Origin of the sequence: Brevibacillus sp. NPDC058079 (assembly GCF_042885155.1) — a bacterium.
Classification (GTDB): Bacteria; Bacillota; Bacilli; order Brevibacillales; family Brevibacillaceae; genus Brevibacillus.
The window spans coordinates 55923-72386 of record NZ_JBHVSO010000010.1 but is presented as its reverse complement, the minus strand read 5'-3'; the positions used below and the strand labels follow the sequence as shown (position 1 = coordinate 72386).

General features: G+C 37.1%; 24 protein-coding genes. 3 read left to right on the top strand and 21 right to left on the bottom strand.

All coding sequences use genetic code 11. The features are described 5' to 3' along the window. Positions 1-25: 25 nt before the first annotated feature. From ACFVS2_RS25490 to ACFVS2_RS25480, 3 genes are all read right to left on the bottom strand, one after another. Positions 26-790 (bottom strand): hypothetical protein, encoded by a 765-nt coding sequence (locus ACFVS2_RS25490; protein WP_390238994.1) that lies wholly within the window; start codon positions 788-790, stop codon positions 26-28. 76 nt (positions 791-866) lie between these two features. Further along, on the bottom strand, positions 867-1634 hold the full coding sequence (locus ACFVS2_RS25485) for a JAB domain-containing protein (RefSeq protein ID WP_390238992.1): 768 nt from the start codon (positions 1632-1634) through the stop codon (positions 867-869). A 194-nt stretch (positions 1635-1828) separates the two neighbouring features. Beyond that, complete coding sequence (locus ACFVS2_RS25480; RefSeq protein ID WP_390238990.1) at positions 1829-2296, bottom strand: hypothetical protein; 468 nt, start codon at positions 2294-2296, stop codon at positions 1829-1831. A gap of 133 nt (positions 2297-2429) precedes the next feature. Between ACFVS2_RS25480 and ACFVS2_RS25475 the strand changes: the two genes are divergently transcribed. The 3 genes from ACFVS2_RS25475 to ACFVS2_RS25465 all read left to right on the top strand — a co-directional run bounded on the left by ACFVS2_RS25475 (position 2430) and on the right by ACFVS2_RS25465 (position 4964). Continuing rightward, complete coding sequence (locus ACFVS2_RS25475; protein WP_390238987.1) at positions 2430-2825, top strand: hypothetical protein; 396 nt, start codon at positions 2430-2432, stop codon at positions 2823-2825. A gap of 109 nt (positions 2826-2934) precedes the next feature. Next, positions 2935-3636 (top strand): hypothetical protein, encoded by a 702-nt coding sequence (locus tag ACFVS2_RS25470; protein ID WP_390238985.1) that lies wholly within the window; start codon positions 2935-2937, stop codon positions 3634-3636. 1028 nt (positions 3637-4664) lie between these two features. Next, positions 4665-4964 (top strand): hypothetical protein, encoded by a 300-nt coding sequence (locus tag ACFVS2_RS25465; RefSeq protein ID WP_390238982.1) that lies wholly within the window; start codon positions 4665-4667, stop codon positions 4962-4964. A 77-nt stretch (positions 4965-5041) separates the two neighbouring features. Here ACFVS2_RS25465 and ACFVS2_RS25460 read toward each other — a convergent pair whose 3' ends face one another. The 18 genes from ACFVS2_RS25460 to ACFVS2_RS25375 all read right to left on the bottom strand — a co-directional run bounded on the left by ACFVS2_RS25460 (position 5042) and on the right by ACFVS2_RS25375 (position 16430). Beyond that, positions 5042-5296 (bottom strand): hypothetical protein, encoded by a 255-nt coding sequence (locus ACFVS2_RS25460; protein ID WP_390238980.1) that lies wholly within the window; start codon positions 5294-5296, stop codon positions 5042-5044. 30 nt (positions 5297-5326) lie between these two features. Beyond that, entirely contained in the window at positions 5327-5512 is a 186-nt protein-coding gene (locus ACFVS2_RS25455; RefSeq protein WP_390238978.1) for a hypothetical protein, read from the bottom strand. Between the two features lie 98 nt (positions 5513-5610). Beyond that, positions 5611-6036: a hypothetical protein gene (locus ACFVS2_RS25450; protein WP_390238975.1), complete on the bottom strand. Its 426-nt coding sequence runs from the start codon at positions 6034-6036 to the stop codon at positions 5611-5613. Positions 6037-6295: 259 nt separating this feature from the next. Next, complete coding sequence (locus ACFVS2_RS25445) at positions 6296-7282, bottom strand: LPD28 domain-containing protein (protein WP_390238973.1); 987 nt, start codon at positions 7280-7282, stop codon at positions 6296-6298. A gap of 138 nt (positions 7283-7420) precedes the next feature. Beyond that, entirely contained in the window at positions 7421-7756 is a 336-nt protein-coding gene (locus tag ACFVS2_RS25440) for a hypothetical protein (RefSeq protein WP_390238971.1), read from the bottom strand. A gap of 5 nt (positions 7757-7761) precedes the next feature. Continuing rightward, complete coding sequence (locus ACFVS2_RS25435) at positions 7762-8211, bottom strand: hypothetical protein (RefSeq protein ID WP_390238969.1); 450 nt, start codon at positions 8209-8211, stop codon at positions 7762-7764. A 22-nt stretch (positions 8212-8233) separates the two neighbouring features. Then, complete coding sequence (locus tag ACFVS2_RS25430) at positions 8234-9688, bottom strand: PH domain-containing protein (RefSeq protein WP_390238966.1); 1455 nt, start codon at positions 9686-9688, stop codon at positions 8234-8236. Then, complete coding sequence (locus ACFVS2_RS25425; protein ID WP_390238963.1) at positions 9672-10169, bottom strand: PH domain-containing protein; 498 nt, start codon at positions 10167-10169, stop codon at positions 9672-9674. Before ACFVS2_RS25425 ends, ACFVS2_RS25430 begins: the two co-directional genes overlap by 17 nt. A gap of 271 nt (positions 10170-10440) precedes the next feature. After that, the gene (locus tag ACFVS2_RS25420; RefSeq protein ID WP_390238961.1) at positions 10441-11142 is read right to left on the bottom strand and encodes a metallophosphoesterase family protein; all 702 of its coding nucleotides are present in this window, start codon (positions 11140-11142) and stop codon (positions 10441-10443) included. A gap of 144 nt (positions 11143-11286) precedes the next feature. Then, complete coding sequence (locus ACFVS2_RS25415; protein WP_390238959.1) at positions 11287-11715, bottom strand: hypothetical protein; 429 nt, start codon at positions 11713-11715, stop codon at positions 11287-11289. 64 nt (positions 11716-11779) lie between these two features. Continuing rightward, positions 11780-12403, bottom strand: a complete 624-nt coding sequence (locus ACFVS2_RS25410) for an iron-containing redox enzyme family protein (RefSeq protein ID WP_390238957.1) — start codon at positions 12401-12403, stop codon at positions 11780-11782. A gap of 252 nt (positions 12404-12655) precedes the next feature. Then, a complete protein-coding gene (locus tag ACFVS2_RS25405; RefSeq protein WP_390238954.1) occupies positions 12656-12871 on the bottom strand; it encodes a hypothetical protein in 216 nt (71 codons plus the stop codon). Between the two features lie 30 nt (positions 12872-12901). Further along, positions 12902-13129 carry a hypothetical protein gene (locus ACFVS2_RS25400; protein WP_390238951.1) on the bottom strand — a complete coding sequence of 76 codons (228 nt, stop codon included), beginning with the start codon at positions 13127-13129 and terminating at the stop codon, positions 12902-12904. A 270-nt stretch (positions 13130-13399) separates the two neighbouring features. Further along, a complete protein-coding gene (locus ACFVS2_RS25395; protein ID WP_390238949.1) occupies positions 13400-13666 on the bottom strand; it encodes a hypothetical protein in 267 nt (88 codons plus the stop codon). 185 nt (positions 13667-13851) lie between these two features. After that, on the bottom strand, positions 13852-14106 hold the full coding sequence (locus ACFVS2_RS25390; RefSeq protein WP_390238946.1) for a hypothetical protein: 255 nt from the start codon (positions 14104-14106) through the stop codon (positions 13852-13854). A 133-nt stretch (positions 14107-14239) separates the two neighbouring features. Then, the gene (locus ACFVS2_RS25385; RefSeq protein WP_390238943.1) at positions 14240-14800 is read right to left on the bottom strand and encodes a guanylate kinase; all 561 of its coding nucleotides are present in this window, start codon (positions 14798-14800) and stop codon (positions 14240-14242) included. 412 nt (positions 14801-15212) lie between these two features. Then, positions 15213-15593, bottom strand: a complete 381-nt coding sequence (locus tag ACFVS2_RS25380) for a hypothetical protein (RefSeq protein WP_390238940.1) — start codon at positions 15591-15593, stop codon at positions 15213-15215. A 210-nt stretch (positions 15594-15803) separates the two neighbouring features. Then, a complete protein-coding gene (locus tag ACFVS2_RS25375; RefSeq protein ID WP_390238937.1) occupies positions 15804-16430 on the bottom strand; it encodes a hypothetical protein in 627 nt (208 codons plus the stop codon). Positions 16431-16464 lie beyond the last annotated feature (34 nt).

The following is a 16464-nucleotide window of genomic DNA, read 5'->3' as shown; positions in this document are numbered from 1 at the left end:
TTCTCCCCTTTACATCTGGCTATATTCACAGAGCACGATGCAATTCAACTAATAATTGCTCGCGTACATGTTTTCGCACTGTTTCGATCACATATTGGTTTACATCTTCCTTAATTGTTTTCTCCTTGAAGAATCCTTTCAGCTCATTCGCTTCTATTTCTGCCTGTTTAAGCAATGGATCAAGTTCTCCAAACGACAAATCCCCGTTTCTCATCGCCATATAGGTATCGATGAACACCTTGTCTTGAGCATTCTCCGAATCATAAGAAATCGCACTGCCGAAATCCATAAATCCTTGGTTGGCATAACGCTTCATGAAATCCGTGATGCGCAATGCTCCCGCCGCATGCTTCCCAACCTTTTTCCGTTGTGCAAGTGAATCGGTTAGTTCATCAAGAGTTACATAGGCGTTATCTCGTTGGAAATACCGATAGCTCTGGTCATACATACCCATACACGCATCAAATAAATACGGTATATTCATCGTTGCAATGTCTTCTCGTACGGCAGCAAGTTGATCAAACAGTGCATCATATCTGACTACCCTATGTGCAAAAAGAATTTCCAAATAGTTCACATTAGCCTTATAGAATAATTTCGGTAATTTGCGCACATCATGGTGCTTGCGATCTGGACATTTGTCCTCAACATTGTTTTCAGCCATTTTTCCATCGTACATGTCTGTAAACAGAGGATTATAGAAAAACATCTTGTCTTCATCTGAACCAGGTCGATTCAGCTTGTAATTGATACTTCCATAACCTGCTTCAAATGATAGTGTTGGTTTCATTTACTCCATCGCCTTTCTTGTTTTAATTTCACCTTATATGCATGGCGCTATCTTCCAAGTCATTGTTGTCTCCTTCTTATTTCTCTTGCAGAGATTTGTTTACAACTTCATTTCCTTCCACATACATGTGACTCACTTTAGGAAATCGTTTCATCTTCAAAGAAAATGACCACTTAATCGTTTCGAAGCCAGCATATCCGACAAAAAGGAGAGCTGCCATCCCTAACGGAGAAAGACTCTTCAAGCCGTTCAAGTCATTTAAAATGGTATGAATGACGTTTCCAAGAATAAGAAAAGCCGCGATAGCAACGACTATGCGTGACAAAGCTTGAAACCAAAACTTTACACGTTCTATTAAACTCTCTTGATTGATCTTATCCATCAGTTCATTTGTCATTGTTTCTTTTCGAGAATTAACAACACTCATCATGTCATTGAATTCTCCTTTTTCATTGACAATGAGGCTACCCACCAACTCAATACCGTGAATCTTTGATGCCTTTTGGAACTGTCTCGTTGTAAGAATGTCAGCTTTTGATGGCTTTACATCACCGTATGGATGATTATGAGCTAATATAACGCCTGTTGCTCCTATCATAATGGCTCCTCGTATCATCTCACGAATAGAAGTGGTAGCTTCGTTTGAGGAGCCAATCGCAAGAACTTCGATGCCAACCATTTTATTAGGTGGAACCAGATATAAGGCAATAAGATATTCTTTATCCTGATCTTTTATATAAGGCATGATAATTTCAGCCGCATTTTTCATTGTCTCAACATTTTGAAACGGAACTTCTAAAAATCTGATTTGCTCCATTTTCGTTCGATAAATCGGAATCTCCATACTAAAAACCCCCTCATCCATGTTAGAAGCATTTTGCCATATTGCATGATTATTGCAAATAGACATCATGCTTTATATCGTTTTATGTCTTGTATTTATTCAGAAAGTGTCTGTGACTGACTATCATCATCGTGCAGAAAATCCTTCACGTTTTCTTGTAAATCCGCTTTATTAGCATTCTATAAAATCCTGTATTACCATCGTCCTGTAACAACAGAGTTCAAGTAGGTTTGAAAATCTGAGCCTTTCTCTTTATGCCATTTAGCAAGACCATACTGACAAACAATAAGTCCCTCTTCAACTTTATACTGCTTCAATAGTTCCGCGTTCGCAATAAAGGGAGACTCAATGTATTTTAGGAAATAGGCTTGATAAAACGCTTCATCGCTCAGATCTGTTTGTTCATCTTGATTCAAACCGCCTATGAACTGTGTAATCGTAAAATCAATGACTTTTCCATCAATTTCAATCCAAGAGTGACTCCATCCGTCGAAAAGCCCTGATTGTATCTCAATATCGTCATCGGGAAAATTCACGTAGAGCCAGCACCCTAATACGTCAGAGGCGTATTCACACACCCTTGGGAAATTTTTAGATGCTACTTTGAACAACCAATGAAAAAACATCTCCTTATGTTCTTCAATAAAATTTATCGACTTCATAACACGTTCTCATCTCCTTTTCTCTCAGATATTATACGAGAACAAAAACACAACGTCTATATTTTTTTGTAAATTTTACTTTACACATCCCGAATAAAGATGTACACTTGGATAAAGAAAAGGAGTGATTTCAATGGCTCAGCCAACGCTTATGGTGCTTGCCACACTTGAATGGCATTATGGAATTCCCAATGGGGATCACAAGGTATCCCTGGTTATTCCTGAATTTGACGTAGAAGATTTAGATGAGAAAATTCGAGCAGGACGAGAAGCTTTGATTCAATACGGATGTCCTGAAAACGAAATCCTATACAATAAAGACCACCTCTATCACGATTTAACTTATACTGCTTTGATCGGGGAATATCATCGTGTTTATCCACCTGGTTTTAAGGCTCAAGCTCAAGTTTGTGAAGTAACTGCGTCTTTCTGCTATGTGTGGGTACATCGAGGCAAGGTGTATAGTGAGTTGAAACAAGTTGACACCTTCGTTGTTCACCACCAAAAGACATCTAATGCAGTGGAGTAGTCAATACATACACTGCTATTCTGAGAAGCTGTAATAAGGAAAAGAGAGTAAAACAACACTTCGAATAAACTTGACATAAAAAAACGAGAAAAAAGGAAGTGAATTTTTGATGGCAATCGAACCGAAATACAAATTTGGTTATCACATTCCTACATGCCTTCCGATGACAGTTGAACGTGTATATAAAGAACCTGCTCGAACAGCCGTGTATACTCCAGACGGTGAAATGACTGTCAATCAAATATATGAAAGAGCAAATGGTTTACTTCATCTTCATGAGCGGATTCGTACACGCTTAACAGGTTTGGAATTGTATCGAGAATTTTTATATTTACCTGATGAGAATCTTAAAAATTACGGAGGATATGATTACCAATGCGAAACTCTTGAAGAAACAAATATCCTCCGAGAACTGCGACTTGTAATGTACAAGATTCAACCCATGCTTCAATCTCGTTCTTTAGTTGGAACCTCGAAAAAGGGAATCGAACATGACCCCAATTATTATGAAGGTTTCTATGTGTTAAACGATAACAACGACTACACGATTCTCAAGTGTAAAGATACCTTCAAGTTATTTCGCGGTATTAAGCACTATTACCCAGATTGGGATCACAATGAAGATCTACTCCATACGGAAACCATTGATTTTTCTGTGTACAACTTGTCGTATACATACAATCAGTTACGCAATCAACTAACCAACCAGCCACATCAGTCTCTTCGAAAAGGGTTAGGAACGTTTCAAGAATTCTTTGAACTCGAATCGAACCTAAATGAAAAGCTGGTATCGATGGGTATATTTCTTTAGAATCTGAGACATACAAAGGAATTTCATTTCCAGAGGGAACCTTCTTTTTAAATGACTACGCGGTAGAAATTATTCACAATCCAACAGATTGTCGAGTAGAATTGAAGTAAAGTGAAGGGACAAATGAGGGTAATATTGAGAAAAAAATACTCTTTTTGAGCAAATATATCAAATTCTACATTCCTACATTCATAATTGAGTAGAGTATTACGCCCCTCTGGTTTAAAGGAGGATCTATTCAGGTGTACTTGTTTATTTGATTTAGCCAACGAGAATGTCACACGAATCACATAAGTATGGTTTAGATGCCCGTGTTTCGATAGGAATGGTCTTTACGTCCTTATATTTGGAGGAAAAGAAAATACTCATCTGAGCCTCCCGTATTACAAATCTCTGCTAAATCGAGTTATTTTACAGTAGATATTAACTACTGTCCAGTTTGCGGAAAGAAAATTGACTTGGAATCTGACCCCTTATTACAGAAAGTTCATTTTGGTTTCACGGCTGACGCCACAGATCAGAGTTTACAATATGAATTTATAGCAAAACAAAAGCCACTGACGGTTATCCATCGGTGGCTTTTGTTTATATAAAGAGGGCTGTCTAACTATACATTGTCCTCTTGTGTTCTATTTTAAACGAAATTTAAGCGATTATTTCATAATAATATTCGCAACATATGCTTAAATGTTATGAATGATATTCATAACTCTTTTGACATGTTTCATAATCCCTACATAAAAAAGACATATGTATTTCATCAATCATCAGCAAGATCTTTGTAAATCATACACATTCATCTTCATAACCTTTGAATCTACCTGTTTTTCCTGTAACCTTATTATACCTCAACCTTATTAGGTTAGCAAGATTCTACTGTTCTCTCTTGTTATCACTTGAATATCTACTCCTATCCTGGTGAACATTAACCATTAGAAGTTATAACCTTTCTGTAAATGGGAAAATGTTCTGGTTGTACATAGGTTCTTTCAGGGGAATGCTAAGTAAAATACCTTGGGGGATTCTTCATGGATGAATTGCGTTTACATAAATTTGAAAGTGAACTAAACTACATCTATATAACACTTGGTGCAACTAAAAAACAACGTGATGCTTTTTATTTCGGATACGTTGCTGGGGTAGAAATTGCAAAAAAACAACATCAACATGATTCTAAAACGAATTTGCTTGGTGAATTACCAAAAGCACCTTCTATACTGTTAAAAAGGCAACTTAATCAGTTTTTTATCCGAAAAGGATTTACTCCTAAAGAAAAACCTCATTTTCGGAAAGGAATTGAATGGGGAATTGCTTCTGTGAGAAAATGAGAAAAAAGACACTTACCATAAAGATGAGTGTCAAAATAAAAAGAGAGAAGAATCCTCTCTTCTCTCTCCTTCCTTCCCTATTCAACTTTTTTATCATCGTTTAAAACGAGGCGAAGGTATTCATCAGCCTTTTCCAGACTTTCCCCCAAACTCCTACCATACACCTCATAAACACCATAAAAACAATGTCTTCCAGTAGATTCGACTCCCGCATGTATCCTCGCGCCGTTTTCACGTATGATTTCAAATACGCTCTCTCTACTGTCCTCGTCAATATCAATCAAAATCAGAAGAAATTGCCCTTCATGAACTTTAATCCAATGATAGCTCATAAAACTCTCTCCTATTTTATAATTTTCTTTTTATAGTACCTGTGGCAACATTTTTTCAATCACAATGTTTCCATCAATACGCTTTCCAACAACAGCAACTGTTTGCAGAATTACAAATGGTTCCCCTTCTTGAATATCTTCTGTTTGAACCACCTTTTCGATATCACCTTTAAATCCCTTGTTCAAAATATCCTCTGAAATAATTACTTTTGCCATTAGTTATTTCTCCCTTTTTATCCGAATAATTGTAGGGGACTTCTCCTAAAATGAGTCTCCCCGTCCTATATAAATGTAAATGTTCCGATATAAATGGTTTACACTCGTTTTGTCTCTTTGTTCAACCAAACCTTTTTTTCAACTTCTCTGTCATTTACAATGATGACTTTACGAATGATTGTTTCCAAAATCAATACCAATTCACCTTTGTATGGATACAACTTACAAATTAGCACCATTGTTTTGTTGTCATTTACAATGGCAAATTCGTCATCCGTTTTCATATTGAATAACTTGTGACCCTTTTCTAAAATCAAATCCTCAACGTCGTTCCACTCGCATTGGCGACCATAATCATGATTAATTCGCTTATACGCATGTCCTGTCACACACACTTTGACAACCATTTCTTCTGGATCTAATCCTTCTTCTATTTCTTCCTCTGTTAACTGTTCTTTAATAACCAGATCATGAACTTCTTTGAAATCATGATTGAAATCAAAATCCCATGTAACTTTCTTCATCTCTCATATATCCTCCCTACGTAAACAAATTTTCCTTAAATGGAAATCCTGATTTGTAAAAGATGATATATTATAGTCAATATCCATCGTATTAATATAAAAAGTGTTAAAAAACAAAACGAAGCATTGCTTTTGTTTCATCGAGACGTGCCTGGAGTTGTGCATGAACATCTTCCTATCGAAGAACATCAATCGCAGTCGGCTGGTATCTTTATCCTTTATAATGAAAAAAGCCTTCCATTAAGGAAAGCCCTTGCCTTTATAATGTTAATGCTAATTGCTCAATGTTTTCATCTTTTTTGATTTCACGTATTTTAACTGATACTGTTACAATCGTATCATTATGATTACCTCCATGTGGAACCAAGCGAATCCGATTGATATGAAACAATTCTTTATTGTTCATTCCTCCACTATTCCATCCCATCGATATTGCTTTTCCACCAACCCGTAATATGCGTGCAATTTCCTTCTTCATATTTGACCAATATGATGCCCTTGTTAACACGCCTCCTTGTGTATCCAATCCAACTGATTCATATGCTTCTTTGATTTGTCGAGCGGAATAAGGAGGATCAAATAGAACTACATCAACGGATTCATCTTCAAACATCATCAGAAATTGCAAAGCATCCATATGATAGTTCGTCTCATATTTTTCGTTTAAGTCGTTTGTTATATGAGCATACCGATTTCGATTTGCAAAGGGATCAATGATAAATCCCCCTTGAAGTTCCTCTCGTAATAGCTCAGCTACAGGCTTCATCTCAAAGGTATTCTTGTTCGGCATTGACCAAACTCGATCCATTTGCATCGCTTCAGCAGGATAGGTATGTGGTTCGATACACTGCCACACTGCTAATAGAGACTCAAAATCCGTAGATTTGCTCCAGACAAATGATTCTGATTCAATGAGGTAAAATCTCAGATCATAAAAATGCACATTCGTTACGAACCCCTCATTCGGAACAGGAACTATTTCTCCATATTCATCTTCTTGATAGTCACAAATTTCCATATAACCATGCTTTTCTACTTCTTGTATTGGTTTACTCGTCATAATGCTGCCCCAATAATCCATGACAAAATCATTATTCTTTACAATCTTTGCTGGAAAATACTCATCTTCCTCCATGTGTTCCAAATCATAAAAATGGAATCCTGTTAAACACTCCTCTTGTGTAAAGGGGGATTTCTTTGCAACCATCATTGTTCCCTCGTACTGAAACAGAATGTAATTTTCCATTTCGTCACTCCTATATCTCCTATTGGATACCTGATCAATATTGAATCCTACATTATAGTGGGCGACTTTTATTTTCATTGCATATCAGCACAAAAAAGACACTCGCAATCTATCACGAATGTCTTAATCAATTTATCTTTACTTCCACCAACGATATCGGAAACCTTGGAACCCTCTCACTGAGATGTCGATAGACTCTATGCGTAAATCATCCAGGAATAACTGAACACCAGCCCATTCTCGCTCGGTTACTTCGCAAGTTGTTACTGAGTTCTGATTGATCCGATCCACTCTCATCGAACTTTCAATCTGGTTATTACGTACAAAGTAAACGCGATCTCCTACTTCCAGTTTCTTTGGAATGCGAGATAACGTCCAAAACTGTTCATAGTCATTTGGATTAGACAAGAACCGCTCCGTTTCTTTCTCATCGTTTTCATATTCACTTTTAGGAATCGTCACAACAATATCCATCGTTCTTATTCCGTTTCCTTTAACTTCACTTGTGTTTCCTTCATTTGCTCGTATGTGAAGCTAAGTTCGTCTTGCCACTCTTCTTGATTCACGTAGACTTGCGTGCAAGTTCCCTGTCCCCACATGATAAAGAAAATCAAATGAACATCGTTCACTTTTAGGAATGACATCTTATTCGGAAACTCGGCATTCTCATCCTCGCCTACTTTTCCAAGCTCCTCAGCTACATCCATTACATTGTCAAAAAGAAAGTGGAACTCTTTGGAACTCAATTCCGCAAACTCACGAGAGTCTCCATCTAAAAACTGATGCTCTTTTACGTATCGTGCCAGCAAGTAGATGCCCTCATCCTGTTTTGTTTTCGTGAATGTATTCCGTTCCTCTACTTTCTTTTGATACTCTTTTACAAATTTATTTGAGATATTTTCCATTTCCTGATCTGTCAGATGAAGCATACAAACATCTCCTTCAAATTATTTATCTACTCATCTTTACGTTTTTGTACCAATTGATCATCAATTGAACATCTGTATCCTCGATTCCATTGATCACATATTCCTTGCTTCGAGAAGGTGAATCGATGTCGATATCCACTCGCTTTATCTTACACTTGCGATGCAGGAAATCTTGAGTAACCATTACCGATTCAACAGCTTTCCTCAACACATATACGGTGGTTTTCGTTAGTCCTGGATTAGACAGCACCAACTGATTCTCATGAATCCCCCATCTTGCTTCCTTATAAATGTACAACCTATATCGATAGACAGCCCATAAGAGAGGCAATGCAATCAAACAAGGTAGGTAGAAGATGGATGCTATTCCTATTAACAAGAGGGCACCTGTGACGAACGGAACCGTGTATAAATTCTTCGCGTTCGGCGATAAAGATTGCAACTCATCCTGTAATGAAAACTCGGGTAGAATTTGATGTAAGACTTGCGATAATTCGGATAGCTTTATTGCTGGAACCAGAATCTTAATTTTGTTCTCCCCTTGGTAACCCACACAATCAATCCAAACGGCTCCATAGCCAAGCAGACGATTAAGCCACTGCTCTTTTATGCGTATCGACTGAATCTTGTCTACCTGAATCTGCACTTTCTTTTTCTCAAACATCCCGAAATGAATTAGTAGATGATTAGTGTTTCTACTTACTGTCCACCCTTTATATTTGATCTGAACAATAATCAAAGATACAATCCAAGACAAAGCTAAAAAGATTACCCATGCAAGAATAAGTTGTAACGTTAGTTTTCCAATCGATACATTGCTCCAAAACTGTTGATTGGATATCACTTTCATTGTAGCTTCTCCTGGAGTTGAAGGTGATTCTGGCGTTAGGAATTGAAGTATTGTCGCAATAATCGGTACACCTAACATCCAATTGGTAGAAGATAATGACATGACAAACAACTCTTTGTTTGAAATAACTCGCTTCATCTCAGTGGGGTGAGCTTCGCTTTCTACCTTCCCTGAAACACCTTCTTTTAATAGTAGCTCCAGCATTCGTGCCTTTCTTTCAGACAAAGAAATGGTTGCATCAGAGCGTTGATCAGAATCGGAAGTTCGAATTTCAACCTTTACAACACCTAACAATCGGTATAACCAATCCTGATGCGTATCTATGGTACTTATTTTATGGAGAGGGATAATCTTATCTGTTTTTGTGAATACGCCACTCTTCAAGTCAAGTTCCTTCCCCTCTATCATGAAAGTGTTGCATTTCCATGAGAGGAAAATCTTTAAACAAATGCATAGGGAAAGAATAACAGTTACTACATAAACCCAATAAGGTTGACTTTCTGAACCGTTCCTCAACTCTTGAATGGTATACAGTGCGATCGGAATGATCATATTGCGTATGACTCGATACATCTCATTCAACATGATGATAGGATGCTGATTTTCTCTCTTAGTCGTTGTAAGCATCTGTATCACCTATCTTCGCGAGTTTGATCACCTGAGCACGTATTTCATCTGCAACATCCATCTTTAACCCTGGGATAAAATGAGCTTCTCCCGCTGTATAAAACTCCAATTCTGCTAAATTGTATTTCTTCGCAAGCACAGACTGTTCTTTATCTACATGTTGTATGCGATTCATAGGTATGATTGATGAAGATTCCGACCAAAAGTCTCCCCAGCGAATCTGAATCTCATCTTCTCCCATCGTGTAGCCATAACGTGAGTATTTAATCTTTACCCCATGAATAATGAAATACACGTCTTTTGCGAGAACAAATCCAATTAAGCTCAGTGACGCATAGAACAACCAGTGCCATGTACTTAGCCAAAAAAAATATAGGATGATTGGTAAACTAAAACCCGCAATCCAAATGAAGCATGTAACAACTCTTTTAACTCTCCAGTAAGGAATGACATCTGTGTGCAACTTTTGTTCTGGATTCATACTTAGTCTCCTTTTTCATTTGTTAAGACATCAATCGTACAGATCTAAATCCTTTTTCATATCCCTCCATAAACTCCAAATATTCCTACATAAAATTCCTGTGTTATAAAACTGATATATTGTAGTCAACTTTTCATAAAATAAACCGATTTTTCAATTATGTAGTAGTGTTTGCAACTTTATTATCAGTAGACCCTTTCATTTCTCAAAACAAGAAAGAGACGAAACCGCCTCTTTCTACTAAGCTTCTACGGAAAGATGAATTGTCCTACTATGCCGCATATACCTCATAGCATTCCTCTTTAATCAAAAGACCCAACAATAATCCACCATATACTGCCGCTCCATCAATTCCAATCTTCGTTTCACATGGGGAAAACCAAGGATTACAGGTTTTATCGGGATTTAACCGAGGTGTTGGTGTATGACCAAACACAAAGATTTTACCTGTTCGATTATCCGCATGATGAAACTCTTCACGAATCCAACGGAAGTCTTCCTGCGATGTCTGCTTCCAATCATCCTTGGTTAAATCTACTCCTGCATGTACAAAAACATATTTTCCTTCTTCATGATAATCAGGCAATGATTCTAAGAATTTTACTTCATTTTGGAATTGTTCCTTTACCATATTTGCTATTTCCTCAGACGGATATTTTGCAACGTAATCCTGTTCATCAAAAAGAGAACGTAATGTTTCTTTTCCCCCCTGGTTAAAGTAGTGCCAAGGATATCGATTAGGTTCTTTCAACCAATTCAGAAACATATCCTCATGGTTTCCCCCAATGATCTTTGCCCCGTAGTTTTCTTGAAGCGACATCGCTCGAAGAATCACAGATAAACTATCCTCTCCTCTATCCAATAAATCACCCAAAATAATCAACTGTTGGTTGTCTGCATTCCAGTATTGAAGTAGTTCTTTCAATTTTGTATGACAACCATGGGTATCGCCAATGACAAATAATTCTCTCAACCAAATTCCTCCTTTATACGTATTTATTTAAAGATCTACGATCTGTATCGTATACTTTATGCTACACAATTATTTTAATTGTTTATAGTCAATATGTAAACTAAAAAAAAGATGGAGCATTTATCGCCCCATCTCTCTTCTTTATTATTGAATGAAATCGATGCTACGTTTCGTAATTCCCAAGAACTGAAGCCCTTTTTCATAAGATTCCTTTGTTTCTTTCTCAAAAAAAGCCTCTTGTTTATCCGATATGTTTGTATCTTTTGAAATGCGATTCATTTGCATTCTCATAAGATGATTACTACAAATTAGTGCAATCTTATTGCACATTGGAAAAATCCATAATTGCATTTCCTTCCAAGCATCAGCAACTTCTGGTTTAAATACAGCCTTTAGGTTTGAATTGTCGACAAAGAGTCGAATGTCACCTTTCATTTTCGACGCTTCGTTTTTCAGTGTTGAAATGACTTCTTTTGCTTCATTGATCGTGATGTCACTATTAACTTGCCAACTCAAAACTTTGTTTGCCAAATCGACAGAGTAAATCACTTTTCCACCAAATAAACTTTTCATCCCATATTCTCCCCTTTTTAAATAGTTCACGCCTGTTTTTGCAGGCGTAAACGTTATAGGCTACTTACTTCCAGCTTTCAATCATTCTGTTTACCACATTAAAAGTGTACACAGCATAATGTTTTGCCTTTTCCAATTCATCTTCTGTCATTTCCGTAAACAGATGATACACATTGCTATGCTCTTCATCCGCTTCACAATGAACTGCCCAATATTCTGTAGTCGCAAATCCTGTCAGCTCTTTCAGATGATTGTTCACCTGGTTGTAAAAATCAAACGCTGTGCCTTCTCCCACACTATTAATAGAAAGAAGAGAGAAATTCTGATCGAATCCAACGCTCGCACGATATTGAAGAGAGATGAAATCATCCGTCTCAGGTGTTGGCAGGTAGTTCTCAGGATCGTCCATACCGTTAGCCAGCATCCATTGACGCAACATTTCGGCGTGATCCTTCTCTTCTTCATAATGGGAAACAAATACATCATGTGGAACATCGTTAAAATGTTCGTAACGAAGCTTCAACAAGTTGGCGAACTCTTTAGAAAGATGATACAGGCTGTTGCACCACTGAAAATCTGCTGGAGACTTCATGGATTCCAATCGTTTGTAGAACGAATTTGTATCAATCATTTCCTTTCTTTTTGTTTCAATAAATTGTTCGATTGTTTGCAGTGTCAATGTACTCAAGGCACATGCCTCCCCTAATTGATGTTTTCTTTTATTAAAAAGATTTTGAACACTGTTATTTTAGACGGAAAACACGATAACATTCCGTCTACAAACAAATCTTTTATCAATAATTTCTCGCATCATACAGACTATAACCACTTTGAAGAATTAAAAAAAGCGAAGCTATAAGCCTCGCTGATTCGCACCAAATCTCTTTCATTTCTTCTATACAATTAATGATCGTTTGTTCATAATTAAGTAACTAATAAGTTAATCTGTATACCCTACAAGCCGTTTGGCTGTTTCGAGAGTTTCCTCATCTGGGTTTCCATCCCATGATCTCCCAGCCAATAGGTCGCCAATTAACTTCTTTTGGACGCTTATGGGGCAATTCCGCAGTGCCTCTTTGATTAATCCATCAAACCCTGCTTGATCTACGTTATTCCATAGATGCAACAAGACCGCTGAAATTTCCTCTTTCCGCATATGTCACCGTCCTCCTACCTATTGTGTCAATTAGTACAATTTGCAGTCATTGAGGTGATCTATCATGTCGTCCAGTCGTTTGTTTACTTCGACCTTGAACGACTCAATAATCTCCTTGTCATTTTCGCCTTCCAACTCTACCGAGATTGCCGATGATTCGTATGGAACCAGCACATTGACATTCATTTCTTCGAGGTTGATACTCTCGATTTGTATATCGCCTTTGCAAAGCTGTCGAAGCTTCTTTTCAAGATCCATCTTCTATCGCTCCTTTTTCTCAATACATAGTAGATTAAAACTACCTTAAAGCCTGTCAAAGCCTTGATATAACAGCGATTGTATATAATGTACCGACAGGATTTACATGGAGCGGAGAGCATGATAGGCTGCCACGCCAAACGAATCCATTACTGGCATTAGGCTTCATGTCAATCCGTCTATCGTGTTGGCACATCATATTTAACCCCTACAAGCTGTAAGGATGACAGGCGTTTTACTACAAGTTAATCTAATACACATTTAAAGTTGTTAGTCGATGTTGTGCCCTAACCGCGAAGCAATTTCAACGGCTTGCTTTTTTGTTATCGCCCAATCATCAACAATACTGTCTTCATCATCTAACAAGTCTAAAACGCAATCTGGTTCACCATTATTCTTCGTAAATTCATTTTTTATTTGATTGAACATATCCCTTGTCTTCGCCTCGTTACCAATGTTTAGCGCTATTAAAGTATCAAAGCCACCCTCTTCTACATTTACTTTCACAATTTGTAATCCCCAAGTGTTTTCAGTCATCTTCATCATTCCTTTTCGATTTATCAAACTGAGCAGTGTCTATTCAGAGGCGAGTCCGATCTGCGCTTCTGGATACACACTAACCGTTCTGAATAGAAACCCTTGCTTCAAACGAAGCTAAGTTGTGGGAAGTTCATCTTTATGAAATTCCTTCATTCACTTTCTCCCTGATACTATGAAATGACTTACAATACATTTTCGGATGATAAAAGCCGAGTTAACGAAATCGTTCCGCTACTGCGAATCCCTTCGAAAGAAAACGTTTCTCCAATCAAGAAAAAGGATTCTTCCTCTGGAGAATCCAAAATTTCAGATTCGCTGTTTTGTAACTCTTTAATAATAGATTGAAAATTGGTTCCTAACTGTTCTACTTTCGTTACAAATTCATCTGTATATGTTAACTGATATGATTCACCTTTAAGCGTAACTGTCATTTCCATTGCTTTCGCCTCCCACAATAAATACCTACCATAAATTATACCACTCACACCCAAAATAGTAAATTATATTTTACGAAATTTCGACTTATACCAATAAAAAAAGCCACCAGTAAGGTAGCCGCAATCTGTTTTACTAAACAAGTTGTTCATCAGTAATGCCCAAAATCTTGCGAAGTTGAGCTTTGCTTTCTTCCAGATCCCAATTTTCAATTGTATGATCCGCAATCCAACCATGTTCATGTTCTTTCTCATCGATTGCACGTTGCAATCGAAATTGAATATCTTCTTCTGAGTCCCCTCTCGCTCTCATCCTCTTTTCCATTTCATCCAGTGGAAGTGTTACAAATACAATTTCTAATTCATTAGGATAAGCTTCCTTCAACTGCTTCACTCCATGAAGTTCCGCAACCGCTATAATAGTATCACTTATGGCAAAGTTACGCTCCACTTCCGCTTTAGATATACCGTAATAGTTTGATCCATACTTATTGCTTTCAGCCAAATCAATTTGAAAAAATTCTTGTTCTAATACAAAATAATAATGCACACCATGAACCTCTTTTGTTTTTCCTGTCCTTGGTTTACGAGTTGTGTGAGAAATATTGACGGGAAATCCCAATTCCTTACAATAGGCTTCCAACGTAGATTTTCCACAACCGCTTGGTCCCATTAGAACAACTATCTTTCTCCTCATAAGTAGTACACCCTTCCATTTAATCTTCTATCGATTGAATAGACCCTTTGATTGATCATCTGATATATTCTTTATCATATGCATCCTAAACTGATACAATTAGAATCTTTCTGGCATTGGTTTATCCGTTTTTCCTGAATGCCCACGCCAACATCTTTTGCATCGAAATGGTCTTTTAGGTGCAAAAAATCCAAATAAACCATTTCCCAACCAAATCCAATCATGTTTTATAAAAGGGCATATGATAACACGAAAGAAAATTCTCTTAGGCAATCGAATGATCCATTTTAATAGCGCTAATAGTAGAAATGGTACTACATAAAACAATTCCTTTACTTCTTCTTTTTTCAATTTCCATGGATTCCAGATGACATATCGCCTCCTTATTCGTTATCATTATGGATACTTCTGATTATCTCAAGAGGAGCAAAGGCAATTCAGGAAATGAGTAAAGTAGAATGCCATCCAATATGACAAAAGTAAACACAAACAAAAAGAGTTTACTTTCCAGGAAACTCACTTTTTTCATCCAAAAACCAACTCCCAGGCATAACAATCCCAAAGCCATAATCGTTACAGCAGACAGCTGTATGAGTTCTTGTCCTTTTCCTGTTTCAATGAGAGCGTTTAGCCCTGCATGTAAAGCTGGATCTGTTTTAATTTCCATGCGAACCCATTTGATAAGGGCAATCACAAATATGATCTTTAAAATTCTAATGCCGATTTTTTTTATTTGTTTTTTCGTATCTTTTATTTCTTTCCTATTTTCAAACGAACTATCTTTCGCGCTCACTGTATCCCCCTTTTCCTATCCATCACGCAATTATCAAAATGGCAGACAGCTCATCTGGAGCAAGTCTGTCATCTATTTTATTTAGTATTTAATCTACTTCATTGGGCTTTGTCACTACGGTCGCTCCTTTTTTATAGTCAATGTTATATATTCAATTGCCTATTGTCAATGTTAAATGATATTTTCTATTGGAAATAAAAAACGACCGCTTTAAGCGGTCATTTGTACCTGTTCAGGTCGTACCACTGCATTCTTGCTCCAATGATTACAATGCACCATTTTTCGTAGTTCTAAAATTTTGTTGTTGATATGTTGCCGAACAAAATCAAAATCATACTTTCCGTCTGGGTGATAAAAGATCCAATTGGTACATAAATGGATGCGGTCTTCGGGATTAGCGTTTTTACGTATCCATTTCAAGAGTGCATCACGTTTGAGAAATAAGTCGTAACTGGAGTGATTAATATCAAGCCAACAAAGACGTTCGATGACTTCTCCTACTTGTGCTTCTGCCTGAAAGACTCCCATGTCAAGACCAATAACACTCATTTCTTGATAGGAAAAACAAAGCAGCCATTCCGAGGGAATTTCCATTTGACAACGCATTTGTTGTGTATCCATTACTTCTTCCACATTAGAAATGTGTTCTACGAAAATACCATGACGATTTTCAATGAAGCGAACTTTACCAAAATCTTTAGGGTTGATTTCTGCTTTCTGCAAAATTGCGTCAAGAGATAAATCCTTCTTTTGTGCCGCATGTAAACTCCAGTACAATTCATCTTTTTTACCTTTTTCCAGTTTTTTATGAATCGATAGTGTAGTGAACTCGCTCATTTTTATCATTCCTCTCCTCAAATTTGAAGAAAAA

What these genes read in the sequence shown, in the direction of transcription:
- ACFVS2_RS25490 (WP_390238994.1), bottom strand. Translation starts at nt 790, where the DNA reads ATGAAACCAACACTATCATTTGAAGCAGGTTATGGAAGTATCAATTAC.
- ACFVS2_RS25485 (WP_390238992.1), bottom strand. Translation starts at nt 1,634, where the DNA reads ATGGAGATTCCGATTTATCGAACGAAAATGGAGCAAATCAGATTTTTA.
- ACFVS2_RS25480 (WP_390238990.1), bottom strand. Translation starts at nt 2,296, where the DNA reads ATGAAGTCGATAAATTTTATTGAAGAACATAAGGAGATGTTTTTTCAT.
- ACFVS2_RS25475 (WP_390238987.1), top strand. Translation starts at nt 2,430, where the DNA reads ATGGCTCAGCCAACGCTTATGGTGCTTGCCACACTTGAATGGCATTAT.
- ACFVS2_RS25470 (WP_390238985.1), top strand. Translation starts at nt 2,935, where the DNA reads ATGGCAATCGAACCGAAATACAAATTTGGTTATCACATTCCTACATGC.
- ACFVS2_RS25465 (WP_390238982.1), top strand. Translation starts at nt 4,665, where the DNA reads ATGGATGAATTGCGTTTACATAAATTTGAAAGTGAACTAAACTACATC.
- ACFVS2_RS25460 (WP_390238980.1), bottom strand. Translation starts at nt 5,296, where the DNA reads ATGAGCTATCATTGGATTAAAGTTCATGAAGGGCAATTTCTTCTGATT.
- ACFVS2_RS25455 (WP_390238978.1), bottom strand. Translation starts at nt 5,512, where the DNA reads ATGGCAAAAGTAATTATTTCAGAGGATATTTTGAACAAGGGATTTAAA.
- ACFVS2_RS25450 (WP_390238975.1), bottom strand. Translation starts at nt 6,036, where the DNA reads ATGAAGAAAGTTACATGGGATTTTGATTTCAATCATGATTTCAAAGAA.
- ACFVS2_RS25445 (WP_390238973.1), bottom strand. Translation starts at nt 7,282, where the DNA reads ATGGAAAATTACATTCTGTTTCAGTACGAGGGAACAATGATGGTTGCA.
- ACFVS2_RS25440 (WP_390238971.1), bottom strand. Translation starts at nt 7,756, where the DNA reads ATGGATATTGTTGTGACGATTCCTAAAAGTGAATATGAAAACGATGAG.
- ACFVS2_RS25435 (WP_390238969.1), bottom strand. Translation starts at nt 8,211, where the DNA reads ATGCTTCATCTGACAGATCAGGAAATGGAAAATATCTCAAATAAATTT.
- ACFVS2_RS25430 (WP_390238966.1), bottom strand. Translation starts at nt 9,688, where the DNA reads ATGCTTACAACGACTAAGAGAGAAAATCAGCATCCTATCATCATGTTG.
- ACFVS2_RS25425 (WP_390238963.1), bottom strand. Translation starts at nt 10,169, where the DNA reads ATGAATCCAGAACAAAAGTTGCACACAGATGTCATTCCTTACTGGAGA.
- ACFVS2_RS25415 (WP_390238959.1), bottom strand. Translation starts at nt 11,715, where the DNA reads ATGAAAAGTTTATTTGGTGGAAAAGTGATTTACTCTGTCGATTTGGCA.
- ACFVS2_RS25405 (WP_390238954.1), bottom strand. Translation starts at nt 12,871, where the DNA reads ATGCGGAAAGAGGAAATTTCAGCGGTCTTGTTGCATCTATGGAATAAC.
- ACFVS2_RS25400 (WP_390238951.1), bottom strand. Translation starts at nt 13,129, where the DNA reads ATGGATCTTGAAAAGAAGCTTCGACAGCTTTGCAAAGGCGATATACAA.
- ACFVS2_RS25395 (WP_390238949.1), bottom strand. Translation starts at nt 13,666, where the DNA reads ATGACTGAAAACACTTGGGGATTACAAATTGTGAAAGTAAATGTAGAA.
- ACFVS2_RS25390 (WP_390238946.1), bottom strand. Translation starts at nt 14,106, where the DNA reads ATGGAAATGACAGTTACGCTTAAAGGTGAATCATATCAGTTAACATAT.
- ACFVS2_RS25385 (WP_390238943.1), bottom strand. Translation starts at nt 14,800, where the DNA reads ATGAGGAGAAAGATAGTTGTTCTAATGGGACCAAGCGGTTGTGGAAAA.
- ACFVS2_RS25375 (WP_390238937.1), bottom strand. Translation starts at nt 16,430, where the DNA reads ATGAGCGAGTTCACTACACTATCGATTCATAAAAAACTGGAAAAAGGT.